Source organism: Paenibacillus sp. 22594 (assembly GCF_052044425.1).
Taxonomy (GTDB): domain Bacteria; phylum Bacillota; class Bacilli; order Paenibacillales; family Paenibacillaceae; genus Paenibacillus_AQ.
In genome coordinates, this window is record NZ_JBQENA010000007.1 from 153,936 (window position 1) to 170,314 (window position 16,379).

Sequence of the window (16,379 nt, forward strand, 5' to 3'; positions counted from 1 at the left end):
GAATTATATATCGGAATACTCGGAATTACAATGGATGGGAATTAACATAAATGTAACACGAAGGAAAAACATGGTTTGAACTTCTTATCCCGCAAAAAATGAGGGTTAGTCCAGTACCTCTGTAAATATATTGAATACATATAATCCATACATCTATCTGTACTGGAGTGGACCATGATGAACGAGAGCAAGAAGCGGGTGCTGCTTGGCAGCCCGATTCACCAGAAGCCGCATATTCTGCAGGAATTCCTGAATTCTCTGCTGCGCTTGCGGCGCGTAAACATCGAACTGGATTTCTATCTAATCGACGACAACGAGGATGAGGCGTCCAGCCGTCTGCTTGAGGATTTTGCCGCCCGCAGAAATGAAGTGTTCCTGCAATCCTCCGGCCTTCATGATGCCTATATCCGCAATGATACAACCCATTTCTGGAACTCCAGCCTCGTCTGGAAGGTGGCAGGCTTCAAGAACCTGATGATCCGGAGGGCTGAAGCCTTCGACTATGATTATCTGTTCCTGATCGATTCCGACCTGATTCTGCACCCGGACACGCTGCTGCACCTGATTGGAACAGACAGGGACATTATTTCCGAGGTCTTCTGGACGCAGTGGCAGCCGGGCACCCTGCTGCAGCCGCAGGTCTGGATGCATGATGAATACAACCAATGGGAAGCAGAACCGGGCGAGCAGCTCAGCCAGGAGGAAATCAACCGCAGATTCCACCAGTTTCTGGCCAAGCTGCAGCAGCCGGGCATCTATGAGGTTGGCGGACTGGGCGCATGTACCCTGATCAGCCGTAAGGCGATTACTGCAGGCGCAAGCTACGACAGGGTCCGCAATATCTCCTACTGGGGCGAAGACCGCCACTTCTGCATCCGCGCCGCCGCCCTGGGCATTCCACTCTATGTGGATACCCATTATCCGGCGCTGCACCTGTACAGGGACAGCGACCTTGACAAGGTGGCAGATTTCATCCGGCTCTGCAGGGTGGAACCAGAAGTTCTTACCCAGGAGGACGCAGAGAATGAAAGAGCTGAAGAAGCGGTAGAGCAGGTTGAAGCTGGTACAACGGAAGAGACGGAGGACCAGGCCGGGGAGAACGAAGGACACGAACGGACCGCTATAGATGGTGCCGGGGCTAAAGCGGCTGCACATTCCGCCGCCCAGAACGGCGCCAAGCCTTGGACGGAGGCGGAGGCCCTACAGCGGCTGCGCAAGGAGCCGCTGCCGGAAGCGGGAGCAGACAGCAACAAGGCTGCGCGTGCGGCAGCTGAATTTGCTGTATCTTTTGAAAGACGGGCTGCACTCCACAGACCCAAGCTGACCCTGACCATGGTGGTCAAGAATGAAGGCCAGAGGTTCCTGCGGCAGGTTCTGCAGACGCACCGCCAGTACATCGACGAGGCGGTCATCATCGACGACGGCAGCACCGATGGTACGGCTGACATCTGCCGGGAGGTTCTTCAGGGGATTCCGCTTCACCTTGTGCGCAACAGCATCTCCAAGTTCAGCAATGAATCCGAGCTGCGCAAGCAGCAATGGGAAGAGGTTGTGAAAACTGATCCCGAATGGATACTTAGTCTGGATGCGGATGAGATTTTTGAAGAGCGGTTTGCCGGAGACATCGACAGCCTGCTGCGTGAGGACAGCTGCGATCTGTTCTGCTTCCGCCTGTACGATTTCTGGGATGACCGTCATTACCGTGAAGACAAGTATTGGCGCTCCCATCTGAGCTACCGGCCCTTTCTGCTCCGCTACCGCAAGGATTTCAGCTATGCATGGAATGATCTCCCCCAGCACTGTGGACGGCTGCCGGAGAATGTTTTTGAGCTTCCCCATCTGCTAAGCAATCTGCGGCTGAAACACCTGGGCTGGTCCAAGGCAGAATTCCGGCTGGATAAATATCTGCGCTATATGCTGCTTGACCCAGACGGCCAGTACGGCTGGAAAGAGCAGTATATGTCCATTCTTGACCAGCATCCTAATCTGGTTCCTTGGACAGAGTGAGCGGTGGTATAATGAACCTCATGCGGTTAGAACCCTAACCAGGACGCACTTTAACTCCAGGAGGTACATCTTGAAAGCTGACCCGGCTCTCCATTCCGCTTCATCCAAACGCAATTATACACTGCAGCTGCTGACGGTATTCGTTGGCTATCTGATCTTCGGCTTTTCTGAAAATATCAAAGGTCCCGCTATCCCGCGTATCCAGAGTGATCTCCGGCTGGATGAGATGCAGCTCGGTACCCTGCTGTCGCTGAACTCACTCGGATATCTGCTGGCTTGCACCTTCACTGCCCTGCTGATCCGCAAGATCGGCATCAAGGCGGTCAGCTTGCTCGCCTTCGGCTCCATGGCCGTTTCCGGTGTGTTCATCTTCCTCTCTCATAGCTACCCGGCGCTGTCAGGCTCTTTTTTTCTGATGTATATCGGAAACGGTATGCTGGAAATCGGTCTCGCTGTGCTTGGAGCAAGGATCTTTGTGAAGAATACCGGGACGATGATGAACCTGTCGCACTTCTTCTATGGGCTAAGCTCAACCGTCGCTCCGCTGATCTCCTCCGGGCTGATGACGGTGACGGTATTCGGCCATATGCTGGATTGGCGCGGAGTGTATCTGATTATTCTGATGCTGTCCATGATTCCTATGATTCCAGCGTTTCTGGGCAAGTTCCCCGGCGATGCCACACGGACAGAGGATCGGATTCCGCTCTCCGCGATTTCCCGTGATCCGGTCATTTGGCTGCTGGTTGCTGTTCTTTCGTTCGGCGTGATCTCAGAGCTGGCTGTCGGCGGCTGGCTGGTCAATTTCCTGGAAAAAGCCTATGGCTGGGAAACACCAGCCGCTGCCGGCATGCTGTCTGCGTTCTTCCTCTGCTTCACGCTGGCCCGGCTTGTGCTCGGACCCCTGACGGACAAGATCGGCTTCGCATTGTCGCTGATTGTGTTCTCTGCATTCTCGGGCATCTGTACTTTCGCTGCCATCCTCTGGGGAGAACCGGGAGCCGTGTTGTTCGCCATCGCCGGTCTCGGCATCGCGCCCATTTACCCGACAGTTATGGCGCTGATCGCTGACCGCTACCGCAATGGAAGTGATACGGCAATCACCTTCGTCGTCACCCTCATCGGTGTTGCCAGCGTGCTGGGCAACTACTTCATCGGTGCCATCACCGAAGGGATTAAGGAGCTGTTCTCCTCGGGACAAGAGGAAGGCATCGGACTGCTGCGCGGACTGCAGGCCGGCTACGGCTTCATCGGACTGTGCGCGCTGTTGTGCTCTGTTTCGGCATATCTGCTGTATCGTCATTTAAAAATAAAGGAGCAGCTGATGTAAGGGGGCTTGTCAGGTGCGTTAGGTGCGGTGTCTGCATCGTGACGGGGCCAAAAAAACAAGCGTCCCCAGCCTTTACGGCTTGTGGACGCTTGTTGGCCTGGAGCATAAGCACTCTAAAAAAGGCTGCTAAATATATACAGAGAAGCAGCCAGGTTCGCAGCCGATGCAACCAGCAGCATCACATAATTGGCATATTGTCGTGACCCTGCTTTTGCCTGCGTGGTTCTGGTCTCAAACGCTTGGAATAAACACATCATACTTAGGCTTGAGCTCATCAATAGCAACCCTACATTTTCATTAGGCTTGATAAATACAAGAATTGCAAAGACAATGACTGCCGCCGAGAAAAAATAACGAATCCATCTTAACAAAGATATGTTCCTGATTTTCTCACCCCCGCCCGGTTCATGCGGCAAGCCGTCATTAGATTTCCAGCCACTACATCACCATCTACTCCATCTATTTTACTGGAACAAACTGGAATATGATAGAAGGAAAAATACGTTTGCTTTGCTCAGTGAAATTGGGCAGCATAGCATACAATTCAACAGCTGCGATGAATGTCGCAGCCCATTGAATTGTACGAGGTACAGCTACGCTATCTTTTTGATTTTCGAAGCGTCCCGGCCACTTCATTATTTGGTGTGAAGCGCCTCTGCCGGCTTCGGATGACTGATAGATACGGACAGTTCGCCTCCAGCCTCGTTAACCTCTATTACCGAGCCTTCTTCTGCCTCACCTGCAATCAGTGCGCGCGCCACACGGGTCTCCAGACTCCGCTGGATGAACCGTTTCAGCGGTCTTGCGCCATATACCGGATCGAAACCTTCCCTGGCGATAAACCGCACCGCCGATTCGCTAAGCGCAAGGCCAACCCCGCGATCAGCCAGACGCAGGCGGAGTCCATCCACCAATTTGACTACAATCTGTTCAATCTCATCCAGCTGGAGCGGCTTGAACATCACAATGTCGTCCACGCGGTTCAGGAACTCCGGCCGGAAATGGCCGCTCAGCTCTTTCATGACCCGGTCCTTGACCGCATTCGTAAGCTCCCCGTTGTCATCGGTGCCCTGAATCAGATGCGGCGAGCCGATGTTCGAGGTCATGATGATAATCGTATTCTTGAAATCCACCATCCGGCCCTGTGAATCGGTCAGCCGCCCGTCATCCAGCAGCTGCAGCAGGATGTTGAATACATCGGGGTGGGCTTTTTCCACTTCGTCCAGCAGCACCACCGTATACGGCTGGCGGCGTACCGCCTCTGTAAGCTGGCCGCCTTCCTCATAGCCGACATACCCCGGAGGTGCACCCACGAGACGGGAAACGCTGTGCTTCTCCATATATTCCGACATGTCGATGCGGATCATACCGTCTTCACGGTCGAACAGCGACACAGCCAGTGCTTTGGCCAGCTCTGTTTTGCCGACACCCGTCGGCCCGAGGAACAGGAATGAACCTATCGGCCGGTTCGGGTCTTTGATACCCGCTCTGGCCCGGAGCACCGCATCCGAGACCAGCCGGACGGCCTCCTCCTGCCCAACTACCCGCTCATGGAGCGTATCCTCCAGCCGCAGCAGCTTATCCCGTTCACCTTCAACCAATCTCGTCACCGGAACACCTGTCCAGCGGGATACAATATCGGCGATCTCCTCTTCGGTCACAGCTTCACGCAGCAGACGGCTCTCCTGATCCTGCGAAGCGGCTTCCTCTGCAGCCTTCAGCTGCCGCTCCAGATCGGGGATAATGCCGTAGCTCAGCTCTGCAGACTTGTTAAGATCGTAGACCTCCTGCGCATCCACCAGGTCTTTCCGGGCCTGCTCCAGCTTTTTCTTCAGCTCACGCAGTCCCTGAATGGCCGACTTTTCTTTCTCCCAGCGTGCCGTCATGCCCAGATGCTTCTCCTTGAGATCGGCCAGCTCACGCTGCAGAGTTTCCAGGCGACGCTTGCTGGCGTCGTCGGTTTCTTTTTTGAGCGCCGCTTCTTCAATCTCCATCTGCATCAGTCTGCGGGTTACCTCGTCCATCTCGCCCGGCATGGAGTCAATTTCCGTCCGGATCATGGCACACGCTTCGTCCACCAAATCGATGGCCTTATCCGGCAGGAATCGGTCCGTAATATACCGGTTCGACAGAACACCGGCGGCTACCAGCGCGCTGTCATGGATTTTCACCCCGTGATGGACTTCGAAACGCTCCTTCAGCCCGCGCAGAATGGAGATGGTATCCTCCACATCCGGCTCGTTGACCAGTACCTGCTGGAAGCGGCGCTCCAGCGCCGGGTCCTTTTCAATATATTTGCGGTATTCATCCAGTGTCGTCGCCCCGATACAATGCAGCTCGCCGCGCGCCAGCATCGGCTTCAGCATGTTGCCAGCATCCATCGCGCCTTCGGTTTTACCCGCACCGACAATTGTATGCAGCTCATCGATGAACAGAATGATCCGTCCGTCACTCTCTCGGATCTCCTTCAGCACCGCCTGCAGCCGCTCCTCGAACTCTCCCCGGTATTTAGCCCCAGCGATCAGTGCACTCATATCGAGCGAAAAAATCGTCTTATCCTTCAGTCCCTCCGGTACATCCTTACGGACAATCCGGTGGGCCAGCCCTTCAACAATCGCCGTCTTCCCGACACCGGGTTCACCGATCAGCACCGGATTGTTCTTGGTTTTGCGGGAGAGAATGCGGATGACCCTGCGGATCTCCCCATCACGCCCGATGACGGGGTCAACCTTGCCCGCCCGCACCTCGGCCACCAGATCGCGCCCGTATTTCTCCAGCACCTCATAGGTCGCTTCCGGTTCCCGGCTTGTCACCCGCTGATGGCCGCGAATCTCCGCCAGCACCTCCAGCAGTTTGTCACGCGTCACGCCCCGGCTGGTAAATAGTCTGCTGAGTTCCCGGTTCCCGCTGCCAGAGTCAGACACCATCGCAAGCACCGCGTGTTCCACCGCCACGAATTCATCCTGCATCTGTGCAGCTTCCTTCTCCGCCTGCTCCAGCACAGCGATCAGCGAAGGCGAGGCATACCGCCGCATCGTCCCTGCGCCGGAGCCGCTGACGCTGGGCTTCCGCTGCAGCAGTTCCTCCGTACCCTGCATCAGCTCGGGTACGGGAATATTCATCTTCTGCAGCAGGCGCGGCAGAAGACCCTCATGCTGCTGGAGCAGCGCCTTGAGCAGATGGAGATTATCAATCTCCTGATGCCCGGCAGCCGCTGCCAGCGACTGCGCTGCGGCAACCGCCTCCTGCAGCTTCTGTGTTAATTTGTTGAAGTCCATTTCCTTCATCACCTTTCTGTGGTTTTGCCTGTTCGCCGGGAATCCGGGCGACCGCGACGCGCCCAACAACGGCGTTTCTGCCGTTGTTCCCGCCTGTTCCGGCCGCGGCGCGGGTTCTCGCCCGCCCGGCCATCGCCCGCGTGCGCCCGGCGCTTAACGCATTGCGGCCTTGCGCCGCGTTGCACCCGGGCCCTGCCGCTTGGGCCCGGCCTGGAAGCTGCCAGCTTCGGACAGCTGGCGGTACAGCTTCTTCTCCGCCTCCGTCAGATCGGCGGGAATCACAATCTCCACCGCGAACAGAATATCACCGTTCGCGCCATTCGGCCGCTTCAGGCCCTTGCCGGAGAGGCGCAGCGTCTGGCCGCCGGCCATCCCGGCCGGGATCTTCAGCTTCACGCTGCTGCCGTCCGGCAGCGGAACCTTGGCTTCGCCGCCAAGCACGGCCTGCCACGGTGCAATTTCTACCGAGCCATACAGGTCCCCGCTCTCCGGCTCGTAAATATCATGCTGCAGCAGATGCAGCGAGATCAGCAGGTCACCGCCCTGCGCCGCCCCATTCCCGCTGCTACCGGGAATCCGGATTACGGTTCCCTCAGCGGCACGGGCCGGAATGCTGACGTTCACGTCTCTCCCGCCAACCTGGACGCGGATGTCTCCGCCTTTATACGCTTGCTCCAATGTGACCTCAAGCTGCGCCTGCATCGTACTGCGGGCCTCGCCAAAAGGATTACCAGCGCCCCCGCTGCCCGAGAAGAAATCAAATCCTGCCCGGTCCGCAGCCCCCCTGCTGCCGAAAAACATGTCAAACAAATCCTCGCCCTCCATACCGCCGCCGGAGGAGGTGGAGCTACCGCTCCATCCTGTACCAAAAGGCGTCTCCCCATACGACGCAGACGAAGCTCCGCCCCGCCGATGTCCCTTGCCGGCTGCTGCGCCGCCGAAACCGTAACGGAGCTCCTCGTCATAGGATTTCCTCTTCTCATCATTGCCAAGTACTTCGTAGGCTTCCGCCGCTTCCTTGAACTTGGCTTCTGCCCCCGGTGCCTTATTGACATCGGGATGCCATTTCTTGGCGAGCTTCTGGTAGGCCTTCTTAATCTCCTGCTTAGAGGCCTTTTCCCCTACTCCCAAAGCTTCATAATAGTTTGCCGCCAAGGATACCTCCTCCTTTCGTGAACTAGAGCCGTATTCCTTGTCTACTTTTAATTACCCTATTTTCTATTGCGGTGCTGTAGAAGCTACAGCTGATCAATTTCGTGAAAAGGCGCACCATAGCCGGAATTCCCACTACAATGCGCCTGTATGATGGTGCTATATGAAAAGCCCGGTGAATCGGCTGTTCCTGCAGGGATCTTAGGGGAACGGCGTTGGCCGCGGCCCGGAAACCCTTTTTACCAGCCCATCCGTCCGAACTTGAACGTCTGCTTCCTTCAACATTTACAATCAATTGTGCATACGCTCAGCGCGCTCCGCTTCCCCCGGATGCCTGCCACATGCCCTTCCTGATTTGCTTTTATTGAAGCTGCTCACCGGAATTGCCGCTGTCCTGGATCTCAATGCGTTTGCCCAGCGGTTTTTGCCGTTTCGGTACCGACAGGGTCAGCAGGCCGTCCTTCAGCGAAGCGCGGATCTCATCCTCGGCAATATCCTGGACATAGAACCGGCGGACATACTCTCCATATCGGCGTTCTCTGCGCACCACCTGATGGTCCTTGTTTTCCTCACTGTTTTCTTCTTTGCGTACTGCCTTAATCGTCAAATAAGGGCTGGCATAATCAATGTCGATTTCCTCTTTTGTGAAGCCGGGCAGTTCCGCCTCAATCAGATACGCTTGCTCACTCTCACGAATATCTGTACGGAAGGACAGGGTGGAGCTTTTCATCGGTGCAAAGAAATCATCATTAAACACTTCATTCAGGGACTTGGCCAGCACACCAAAAGCATCATCTCTGCGTTTTCCAAAAGGAACTAAATCAAACATCTCTCATTCTCCTCTCATTTGACTTTGACTTTATTTGACCTATGGCTTTATTATAGCCCCCTTTCCGGGGGAAGACAAAACCTGTATAAGCCGAAAAACCGGGAAAATCCGGCATTTCAGCTCATTTTTAAACCCAAATTTTAGTGTTATTCCTTTTTTGATCTTATTTGACCTTCGTCGCTGGATAACGCTCTCTGTACTCATTCTCCAGCATGCTCATCATTACAACATCATGGTACTCATGATTGTAGAAAAGCACCTGCCGCCGCACGCCCTCCCGGACAAAGCCAATCGACTCATACACGTGCGCAGCACGGTTATTATATGTATAGACCTCCAATTCAATACGGTGCAGATTCAAAATCCCGAAGCCGTAGTCCAGCATCAGCAGCAGCGCCTCCCGGCCGAAGCCTTGTCCCTGATGACTCTCTTCGCCGATGGCGATCCGTAAATTGGCTGTACGGTTATTACGGTCCATATCCTGAATCGCGATGTCGCCAATGATCTCATCATTCTCCTTAAGGGCGATCAGTAGAAGCACCGAGCTGTCATCCCCTGGTTTGTGCTCAATATATGCCGCGATCTGCTCCTTGGTCAGATGCTTCTGCGTCCCTGTAAGTCTGCGGGTTTCCGCACCATAGAACATATGGTAATACAGCTCGGCGTCTTCCGCATTAAGCGGGCGCAGGTACACCTTCTCTCCCATTAATAGTCCTGATTGCTTGCTCATTTTCTTCATCCCCTGTCTACTGTATAGCTCAATGGTACGGTAAAATTGTATACTTACAAATAGACAAAACCGTCCTTTTTTAAAGGACAGACAGGAGTTACTATGCTGCTTGTCCCGAATCTTAGCGACACTGGCGGAGTGCCTTACTACATACAGCTATACGACTATTTCAAAAAAGAGATCATCAGCGGCTCGCTGCCTATGGGTACCCGGCTGCCCTCCATCCGCATGATGGCTGCTGAGCTGCAGCTTAGCGCCACTCCAGTTGAGCTTGCTTACCAGCAGCTGCTGTCTGAGGGCTTCATTGTGAGCAGACCGCGCAGCGGCTACTATGTTCAGCAGGTGCATCTGGTCAGCGGCGTTAAGGCAGAGCCGGAACAGCATCCGCTGACGCTGCCGACAATCACCGCCCGGGATTCCCGTACCTATCCGTATGATTTCCATATTTCGCGTAACGACTTCTCCCTCTTCCCGGACAAAATATGGCGCTGCCTCTACCAGGAGCAGCTTGCCAATCCCGATCTGCTGCAGTATGGCGATCCCCAGGGAGAACCAGCATTGCGGGAGAGCATTGCCGCCCATTTGCAGCAATTCCGCGGGCTGCGCTGCACCGCAGAGCAAGTTGTGATCGGCGGCGACCAGTATACGCTATGCTCGCTTGCTGCACTGCTGCTGCAGGAGAAGACAAACCGGATCGCCATTGAAGATCCGGGATACCACCTACTTCCTGCGGCGTTCAAGCGGCATGGATTTCAAATCATTCCTGTCCCCTTGCAGGAAGATGGACTGGATATAGAGCAGTTGTACAACAGCAGGGCCAATGCCGTATATCTCTCGCCCTCCCACCAGTTCCCCCGGGGGATGGTGATGCCAATCGCGAAGCGGCTGGCGCTTCTGGACTGGGCCCGGGCGAACAGCGGCTATATTATAGAAGACGATTACGACGGTGAGTTCCGCTATCATGGACGGCCGATTCCCGCGCTGCAGGGACTCTTGGAAGACAGCCCTGTAATCTATATGTGCAGCTTCGCCCAATCGGTAGCCCCGGCGCTCTGCATTCATTATATGGTGCTGCCCAAGGAGCTTGTGCCGGATTATCACCGTCTGAAAAGCGAGCTGTACCTGGAGCACTCGGCTTCCCGGCTGAATCAGATTGCGCTGCATTATTTTATCGAGAGAGGGCATTTTGCCAAGCATGTTCGGCGGATGCGACTGGTCTATCAGAGGAAGCATGATCTTCTACTGCGAGCCATCCAGCATTATTTCGGGGAAAAGGCTGCCGTTTCCGGTCAAGGTGCCGGATTTCATCTTCTGCTCACGCTAAGAAACAGCGGCAGCGCGCGCCTGCTGGCGGAACTCGCAGAGGCCGCAGGCATCCGCGTTACGCCAATGTCCTATACCTGGTGGAACCGTCCCGAAAGCGATGAACCGGAATTTATCCTGGGCTTCGGCGGCATTGCCGAGGCGAGCATTGAAGAAGGAATCCGGCGGCTGGCCGGGGTGTGGGCGAGCACCGAAAAGTAAATTCAGCCCGAACCATACAGATTCTGAAAGGAATTCTTACAACCAGCCAATTGGGACATCATCTTTTACAAATGAGTTTCATATCTTAAATGTGTCTGTCAAAAATAGAAGGAAAGGAGCATCTTATATGGGTTATACCTACAAAAAGAATATTTTCAATAGTAAAATGGCAATATTACTTGCGGCTATGAGTTATCAGACCTATCCATTTTTCTTAGAAGGAAAGCTGATCTTGCCTAAAGGCTTTAAGCTTCGATATACCATTCGTGCATTTGCTGACGTAGAGAATCCTACGCAATTAGTATTTGGTTTTATTGCAGAGTCACAAAAGCAAATCATTATAGCATTTAGAGGATACGCCTCGTATCCTGCGGATCTCTTAGTATCCTATGACATATTTCAGGTGCGCTATCCTTTTGTTAGAAATGGGGGAAGAACCTCGCGTGGGTTTACACGTCTTTATCAATCAACAAGAAACCAATTCATCAGAGAAATTAATAAGCTGCCTAGAACAAAAAGGTTGTATATTACCGGTCACAACTACGGTGGAGCTTTGGCCACATTAGCGGCTTTAGACATTGCAGTAAACACCAAGTTCAAGAATCCCTTCCTCTATACTTACGGCAGTCCGCGTGTTGGAGACCCAAACTTTGCTTTAAAGTTCAACAAAAAGGTCAGGAATAGTGTTCGAATTGTAAATATTCATGACTCTTTCCCAACCTTCCCCGCTCAAAAATATCCGCCTCCGTTTACAAAAAAGGGACTAACCTATCAGCATGTAAGATCAAAGGTTTCGATCTCTTTTCAACTGAATAATACGCCGCGTAATGACGGGATTGCCTGCTACTTTAGAACCCTCAGCAAGAAAAACCCTCTTTTTGCCGAAGCGTTATGCCATGAAAATCCAGGTTTTTGTCCCAATACCGAAATGTGTCTTCCCTTTCAAGGCTGTTTGCCCTAAAGGCAACAATTTCTAACGAGGAGCTGCATATATGAGAATCTCAAGCGTTTATAGCAGTGAAGATGCGATATTGCTTGCGGCCATGCTCTTTCAGTCCTATCAACTTTTTGAACAAAAAACGGTGATCTTGCCAAAAGGATTTAACCTTCGCTTTACCATACATGCTCTTGCTGGTGTAGAAATGCCGGAAGAGGAAGTATTTGGTTTCATTGCAGAGTCACAAGATAGGATCATTGCAGTTTTTAGAGGAACCCGAACATTTAAGGACAACGAGTCGGACCAAGACTTATATCAGGTTACGTACCCATATGTCAGTAATGCAGGTCAGACCCATCGTGGATTTACATGTATTTATCGGTCGGCTAGAAATGAATTGCTCAAGGAATTAAACAAGCTTTCTACAACAAAAGGTCTATTTATTGCGGGCCACAGTTTAGGAGGAGCTTTAGCCGTGTTAGCTGCATTGGATATTGCAGTTAACACCCCGTTTAAGAATCCCTTCGTGTATACGTATGGCAGTCCTCGTGCTGCAGACCCTGCCTTCGCTTCCCGCTTTAACCAAACGGTAAAGAACAGTTTTCGTATTTTCAATATCCATGACATTATTCCGACTTTACCGGCTCGAGCCTATCCACCTCCGTTTACAAAGGATGGATTATTCTATCGGCATGTAGACACGAAGGTTCCACTCTCTTTCCAGCTGAATAGCTTACCTGTTCGCAATCATGAGATTGTCTGCTATTTTAAGAATCTCAGCCAACAGAATCTTGATTTCACCCAAGTACTATGTCATGGAAACCCGGGATTTTGTCCCGATACAGGATTATGTGTTCCATTTCGCTGAAAATGTGATTAATCCCATGATTCCACCATAATGCTAAGAAATCCCCTTGCTACACTGGAACCACATTAAGCACCAGTGAAGGGGATCTTAAAGTATGAAAAAGAATATATTCAAGTTTGTATTTGACACCGGTATGGCTCTTCTCTTTATCTTGCTGTATCCCGTAGAACTTACGGGACTGAAATTCCACGAAATTTTCGGTATCGTTCTGGGATTACCTATCGTTATTCATGTTCTTCTGAATTGGAAATGGGTGAACAGCGTAACCCGCAAGCTATTCTCCAAGAAAACGCCAGGAAGGACAAAATTATCCTATGTAATAAACCTATTGCTGCTACTGAATATGCTGGTCGTGGCAATCAGCGGCCTTTTTATATCACGCGTTCTGTTTCCGCATCTCCAGTCTGTTTTCACCGGTCTCCCCTGATCTTGATTGCAGACTGCTGATGAGAGTGGTCCGCATTTCCGTAACGACCTTACCATCATCATTAAAGCTCCTAATGGGGACTACCATTGCTATAACCGAACTAATGAAACGGACAAAAGAGCTTGGTGCCTCGTACTGTTTTGGTGGCGTTCCCGAATTCTATGCAAAGATTGGCTTTGAAACGGTTTGTCATCGAAAAAAGATGTCGAAAGTATGGTCCTATCAGGTATCCTAGAGTAGCCCATTCCGCTGCAACTGCAACAGTGGAGGGGCTTTTGCTTTCTGCAAGCAAGACTCATCCATCATGCACCACCAAAACTTGCCCCTACTTATGGTACGGTTCAGCGTATTGTAATTAAACACAAAGTACAGTTCGACCACAATGTATACATCATATAAAGATATAGCCGCTCCTAACAATGGAGTGGTTTCTTTGGATAGAACTTCTCATTTATCGAACTATCGTTTTTCGTTAGTGCAATCAGCAACTCATCTTAACCAAAACCTTAACAGATAACAGCTACCATCAATAGTCAATTGGTTTTGTCATTATTTTCGTGTTAATAATGAACTTTATGTTTAGATACAATGCGGTGAACCACATAAATCCTAAGCATTTACCACGCTATTCTGTCCGATAGTGCTTCGTTTTTTCTGAAAAACTTGCCCTCATTTATGATACGGTCCACCGCATCATAAGCCAAAGAGAAGGTGAAAACAGAGTGACATAAACCATAATCCACTTCCTCCAGAAATCTTCTTTACTGCTGCACTAACTATATTTCGCCAGCATTTCAGCGAGCAGTTCCTTCACCCCCACGACCAGCTCCGGCGGTTCCTGTACCGCAGCCTCATTGCACAGGCCAATCACGAACCGCGTGAAGAATCCCAGATCCTTGCGCGGGATCTCTCCTTCCAAGATACCGGTGCCGTCTTCGCGGATATGGAGTATGGATGCCGACCATAGCTCAGCCTCGCATGCCTGAACGCCTTCATGGGTCAGCTCAACGTACAATCGGACCTGTTGCAGGTTCTTAGCTGTCTTCCGATCCTGTCTTTTATCCACTCCCTGCTCCGGATCCTTCCGCCACTCGAATTCTCCACCCTGCTGCACATGGCTGTAATCATCCTTATTTCCCAAATGCACATCCCGCAGATCCAGCGGTGCAGGGCCAGAGGTGTCATACACTGCTGCATGCATCCGGTCACAGCGGAACACACGGATGCTGCTCCGCAGGAAACAGTAGGCTGGACAATACCACAACCCGCTGCTCGCATAGATGCCGATCGGCTGAATGGCTCTTTCCATACGTTCACCCCTGGCTTCATAATCAATCCGCAGCACTTTTTGCCCCGTAGCCGCTTCCAGCAGAATAGCGAGATACGGAAACTCGGCTTGTCTTGACGGGATTACGAAATCTATCCGGTCCTTCATCCGATCTATTCGGTCGCGGACATCCCCGGACATATAATGATAGAACTTGTGCAAAGCAGACAAAGATTCTTCCTTGAACGGCAGATAGTTGTAATGGCGCAGAGAATGGCTGGCAAAAAAGATAGCCACCGCCTCCTCCTCAGTAAAGGCAATGGGTGGGAGGATTCTCTCGTTCAGCACCTGGTATCCGCCGTGCGGCCCCACTTCGGAATAGAGCGGGACACCCAGCTCACCCAGCTCCTGCAAATCCCTAAGGATGGTGCGCGTAGACACGCCGAATTCCGCCGCCAGCTCTTTGACGGTGAACTTGCGCTTGCGGTTGACGGTCATCATCAGGTCCAGCAATCGTTTCGATTTAGACATAGCGCAGCTCCAATATCTTTTTATTTGTGACAATACTTGTCACTATTATATCCTACAATGAATATATAGCCCAGCCGCTGGTGGCGGGCAAATCCAACCATAGGGAGAGATTTGAACATGCCTATACAGCTGAATCCTTTTATACTGCTCGACGGAAATGCACAGAAGGCGATTGAATTTTATCAGGAGACGCTGGGAGCGAAGCTGCTCTTCAAGCAAACGGCCGGAGAAGGGCCGCAGAATCCCGATACACCGATGTCAGAGGAAGCCAAGGCACGCATTGCCCATTCCGTACTGCGCGTGGGAGAGACGGATTTTTTTGTGGCCGATCTGGAGGAAGGACAGGCGCTGGTCCCGGGCAATGGCATCAACATTTGTATTACGGTCGACAACGCCGCAGAGGCAGAGCAGCTTTATCACTTATTAAAAGAAGGCGGGCAAGTTGATATAGAGCTCGCTCCCACCTACTTCAGTCCCGCGTTCGGCATGGTCACCGACAAGTTCGGTGTGGCTTTCCAGGTGTTCACAAAGCGCGGGCAATAATTGAAGAATCCCCTTCTGCTGTTGTTAGCGGAAGGGGATTCTTCGGCAAATACGTCTTATACCAAAAGGTGTAAGCCATTCCCTGTGCCTAGTGATGAATCAATTATGTTCAGGGGCCTTTTTTATAAACCAGCCCAGCGCCAAAATAAGTATTGCAAGAATAAACTCAATCCAAAAAACCGTCTGCAGACCGGAAACCATGCCTTGTGTCTTCTCATGCATCGCAGTGGGATCGAGCGAATGATGAAGATAACGATTGGCTCCAGACGACATGATGCCGACGAACAATGCGATGCCCATTCCCCCTGCAATCTGCTCAAGCGTATTGTATATGGCTGTGCCATGAGGGACCAGGTGACGCGGAAGTTGATTCAATCCTGCCGTCTGAGCCGGCATGACGACGAACGACATGCCTAAGAATAAGAGGACATGATTGAACAGAACGGAACCTTGTGTTGTATCACTGGCGATGCCGGCAAATAGCCACAACGATATGGCGATCAGGAATAGTCCGGGCACAATGACGAGTCTCGGCCCAAATTTATCGAATAATTTCCCCGATACCGGCATCAGCATCCCGTTCAAAATGCTGCCTGGCATTAGAAGTAAGCCTGCCGAGAATGCGGGCAACTTCAGCACATCCTGCATATAGAACGGCAGCAATGTTGTTGTGGCGAATAGAACCATCATCAGAATTACAATCAATACGTAACCTTCGGGCTCTAGAGAGACACTTGTTTGGCTGAAGCCGTAGGTGACGCAACCGAAACCGACGGTTGACATCACAATGGATACAAGATCGACCTTTGGCTTGGTTACTTCTGTCACATTCTTCAAGTACATGAATGCATAAATAATCAGGAAGCGCATTGGCAAGCAAATTTTCGTTAAGAAACGCAACAAATGCACCGATGAGTAGCGCGGTTAACATCGGCCCTCTCTTCATTTCACTTGCTTCT

At 52.0% G+C, this 16,379-nt stretch carries 14 protein-coding genes; 7 read left to right on the forward strand and 7 right to left on the reverse strand.

What is annotated here, in order from left to right:
• Positions 1-177 precede the first annotated feature (177 nt).
• Both ACTJKB_RS21825 and ACTJKB_RS21830 read left to right on the forward strand, forming a co-directional pair.
• Entirely contained in the window at positions 178-2,007 is a 1,830-nt protein-coding gene (locus ACTJKB_RS21825) for a glycosyltransferase family 2 protein (RefSeq protein ID WP_440836474.1), read from the forward strand.
• A 70-nt stretch (positions 2,008-2,077) separates the two neighbouring features.
• A complete protein-coding gene (locus tag ACTJKB_RS21830) occupies positions 2,078-3,334 on the forward strand; it encodes an MFS transporter (RefSeq protein ID WP_440836475.1) in 1,257 nt (418 codons plus the stop codon).
• A gap of 459 nt (positions 3,335-3,793) precedes the next feature.
• Here ACTJKB_RS21830 and ACTJKB_RS21835 read toward each other — a convergent pair whose 3' ends face one another.
• From ACTJKB_RS21835 to ACTJKB_RS21855, 5 genes are all read right to left on the reverse strand, one after another.
• Positions 3,794-3,970 carry a hypothetical protein gene (locus ACTJKB_RS21835; protein ID WP_440836476.1) on the reverse strand — a complete coding sequence of 59 codons (177 nt, stop codon included), beginning with the start codon at positions 3,968-3,970 and terminating at the stop codon, positions 3,794-3,796.
• Entirely contained in the window at positions 3,970-6,612 is a 2,643-nt protein-coding gene (gene clpB / locus ACTJKB_RS21840; protein ID WP_440836477.1) for an ATP-dependent chaperone ClpB, read from the reverse strand. The genes ACTJKB_RS21835 and clpB overlap by 1 nt, the downstream gene beginning before the upstream one ends.
• A gap of 153 nt (positions 6,613-6,765) precedes the next feature.
• Positions 6,766-7,767 carry a DnaJ C-terminal domain-containing protein gene (locus ACTJKB_RS21845; RefSeq protein ID WP_440836478.1) on the reverse strand — a complete coding sequence of 334 codons (1,002 nt, stop codon included), beginning with the start codon at positions 7,765-7,767 and terminating at the stop codon, positions 6,766-6,768.
• Positions 7,768-8,125: 358 nt separating this feature from the next.
• Positions 8,126-8,593, reverse strand: a complete 468-nt coding sequence (locus tag ACTJKB_RS21850) for an Hsp20/alpha crystallin family protein (protein WP_440836479.1) — start codon at positions 8,591-8,593, stop codon at positions 8,126-8,128.
• 163 nt (positions 8,594-8,756) lie between these two features.
• On the reverse strand, positions 8,757-9,323 hold the full coding sequence (locus ACTJKB_RS21855; RefSeq protein WP_440836480.1) for a GNAT family N-acetyltransferase: 567 nt from the start codon (positions 9,321-9,323) through the stop codon (positions 8,757-8,759).
• A gap of 102 nt (positions 9,324-9,425) precedes the next feature.
• Between ACTJKB_RS21855 and pdxR the strand changes: the two genes are divergently transcribed.
• From pdxR to ACTJKB_RS21875, 4 genes are all read left to right on the forward strand, one after another.
• Positions 9,426-10,847, forward strand: a complete 1,422-nt coding sequence (gene pdxR / locus ACTJKB_RS21860; protein WP_440836481.1) for a MocR-like pyridoxine biosynthesis transcription factor PdxR — start codon at positions 9,426-9,428, stop codon at positions 10,845-10,847.
• A gap of 127 nt (positions 10,848-10,974) precedes the next feature.
• Positions 10,975-11,808 carry a lipase family protein gene (locus tag ACTJKB_RS21865; RefSeq protein WP_440836482.1) on the forward strand — a complete coding sequence of 278 codons (834 nt, stop codon included), beginning with the start codon at positions 10,975-10,977 and terminating at the stop codon, positions 11,806-11,808.
• A gap of 31 nt (positions 11,809-11,839) precedes the next feature.
• Positions 11,840-12,652 (forward strand): lipase family protein, encoded by an 813-nt coding sequence (locus tag ACTJKB_RS21870; RefSeq protein ID WP_440836483.1) that lies wholly within the window; start codon positions 11,840-11,842, stop codon positions 12,650-12,652.
• A 94-nt stretch (positions 12,653-12,746) separates the two neighbouring features.
• Positions 12,747-13,079, forward strand: a complete 333-nt coding sequence (locus ACTJKB_RS21875; RefSeq protein WP_440836484.1) for a hypothetical protein — start codon at positions 12,747-12,749, stop codon at positions 13,077-13,079.
• Between the two features lie 772 nt (positions 13,080-13,851).
• On the opposite strand, the gene ACTJKB_RS21880 is transcribed toward ACTJKB_RS21875, so the two are convergent.
• Positions 13,852-14,877 carry a helix-turn-helix transcriptional regulator gene (locus ACTJKB_RS21880; protein ID WP_440836485.1) on the reverse strand — a complete coding sequence of 342 codons (1,026 nt, stop codon included), beginning with the start codon at positions 14,875-14,877 and terminating at the stop codon, positions 13,852-13,854.
• A gap of 117 nt (positions 14,878-14,994) precedes the next feature.
• Here ACTJKB_RS21880 and ACTJKB_RS21885 point away from each other — a divergent pair, with 117 nt between their 5' ends.
• Positions 14,995-15,420, forward strand: a complete 426-nt coding sequence (locus tag ACTJKB_RS21885) for a VOC family protein (protein WP_440836486.1) — start codon at positions 14,995-14,997, stop codon at positions 15,418-15,420.
• A gap of 99 nt (positions 15,421-15,519) precedes the next feature.
• Here the strand turns inward: ACTJKB_RS21885 and ACTJKB_RS21890 are convergent, their stop codons facing one another.
• Entirely contained in the window at positions 15,520-16,263 is a 744-nt protein-coding gene (locus ACTJKB_RS21890) for an MFS transporter (RefSeq protein WP_440836487.1), read from the reverse strand.
• Between the last annotated feature and the right edge of the window lie 116 nt (positions 16,264-16,379).

Excerpts from the sequence above, each read along its gene's own strand:
- pdxR (WP_440836481.1), top strand. The coding sequence starts at position 9,426 with ATGCTGCTTGTCCCGAATCTTAGCGACACTGGCGGAGTGCCTTACTAC.
- ACTJKB_RS21855 (WP_440836480.1), bottom strand. The coding sequence starts at position 9,323 with ATGAGCAAGCAATCAGGACTATTAATGGGAGAGAAGGTGTACCTGCGC.
- ACTJKB_RS21835 (WP_440836476.1), bottom strand. The coding sequence starts at position 3,970 with ATGAAGTGGCCGGGACGCTTCGAAAATCAAAAAGATAGCGTAGCTGTA.
- ACTJKB_RS21865 (WP_440836482.1), top strand. The coding sequence starts at position 10,975 with ATGGGTTATACCTACAAAAAGAATATTTTCAATAGTAAAATGGCAATA.
- clpB (WP_440836477.1), bottom strand. The coding sequence starts at position 6,612 with ATGGACTTCAACAAATTAACACAGAAGCTGCAGGAGGCGGTTGCCGCA.
- ACTJKB_RS21850 (WP_440836479.1), bottom strand. The coding sequence starts at position 8,593 with ATGTTTGATTTAGTTCCTTTTGGAAAACGCAGAGATGATGCTTTTGGT.
- ACTJKB_RS21885 (WP_440836486.1), top strand. The coding sequence starts at position 14,995 with ATGCCTATACAGCTGAATCCTTTTATACTGCTCGACGGAAATGCACAG.
- ACTJKB_RS21890 (WP_440836487.1), bottom strand. The coding sequence starts at position 16,263 with ATGTACTTGAAGAATGTGACAGAAGTAACCAAGCCAAAGGTCGATCTT.
- ACTJKB_RS21870 (WP_440836483.1), top strand. The coding sequence starts at position 11,840 with ATGAGAATCTCAAGCGTTTATAGCAGTGAAGATGCGATATTGCTTGCG.
- ACTJKB_RS21875 (WP_440836484.1), top strand. The coding sequence starts at position 12,747 with ATGAAAAAGAATATATTCAAGTTTGTATTTGACACCGGTATGGCTCTT.
- ACTJKB_RS21880 (WP_440836485.1), bottom strand. The coding sequence starts at position 14,877 with ATGTCTAAATCGAAACGATTGCTGGACCTGATGATGACCGTCAACCGC.
- ACTJKB_RS21825 (WP_440836474.1), top strand. The coding sequence starts at position 178 with ATGAACGAGAGCAAGAAGCGGGTGCTGCTTGGCAGCCCGATTCACCAG.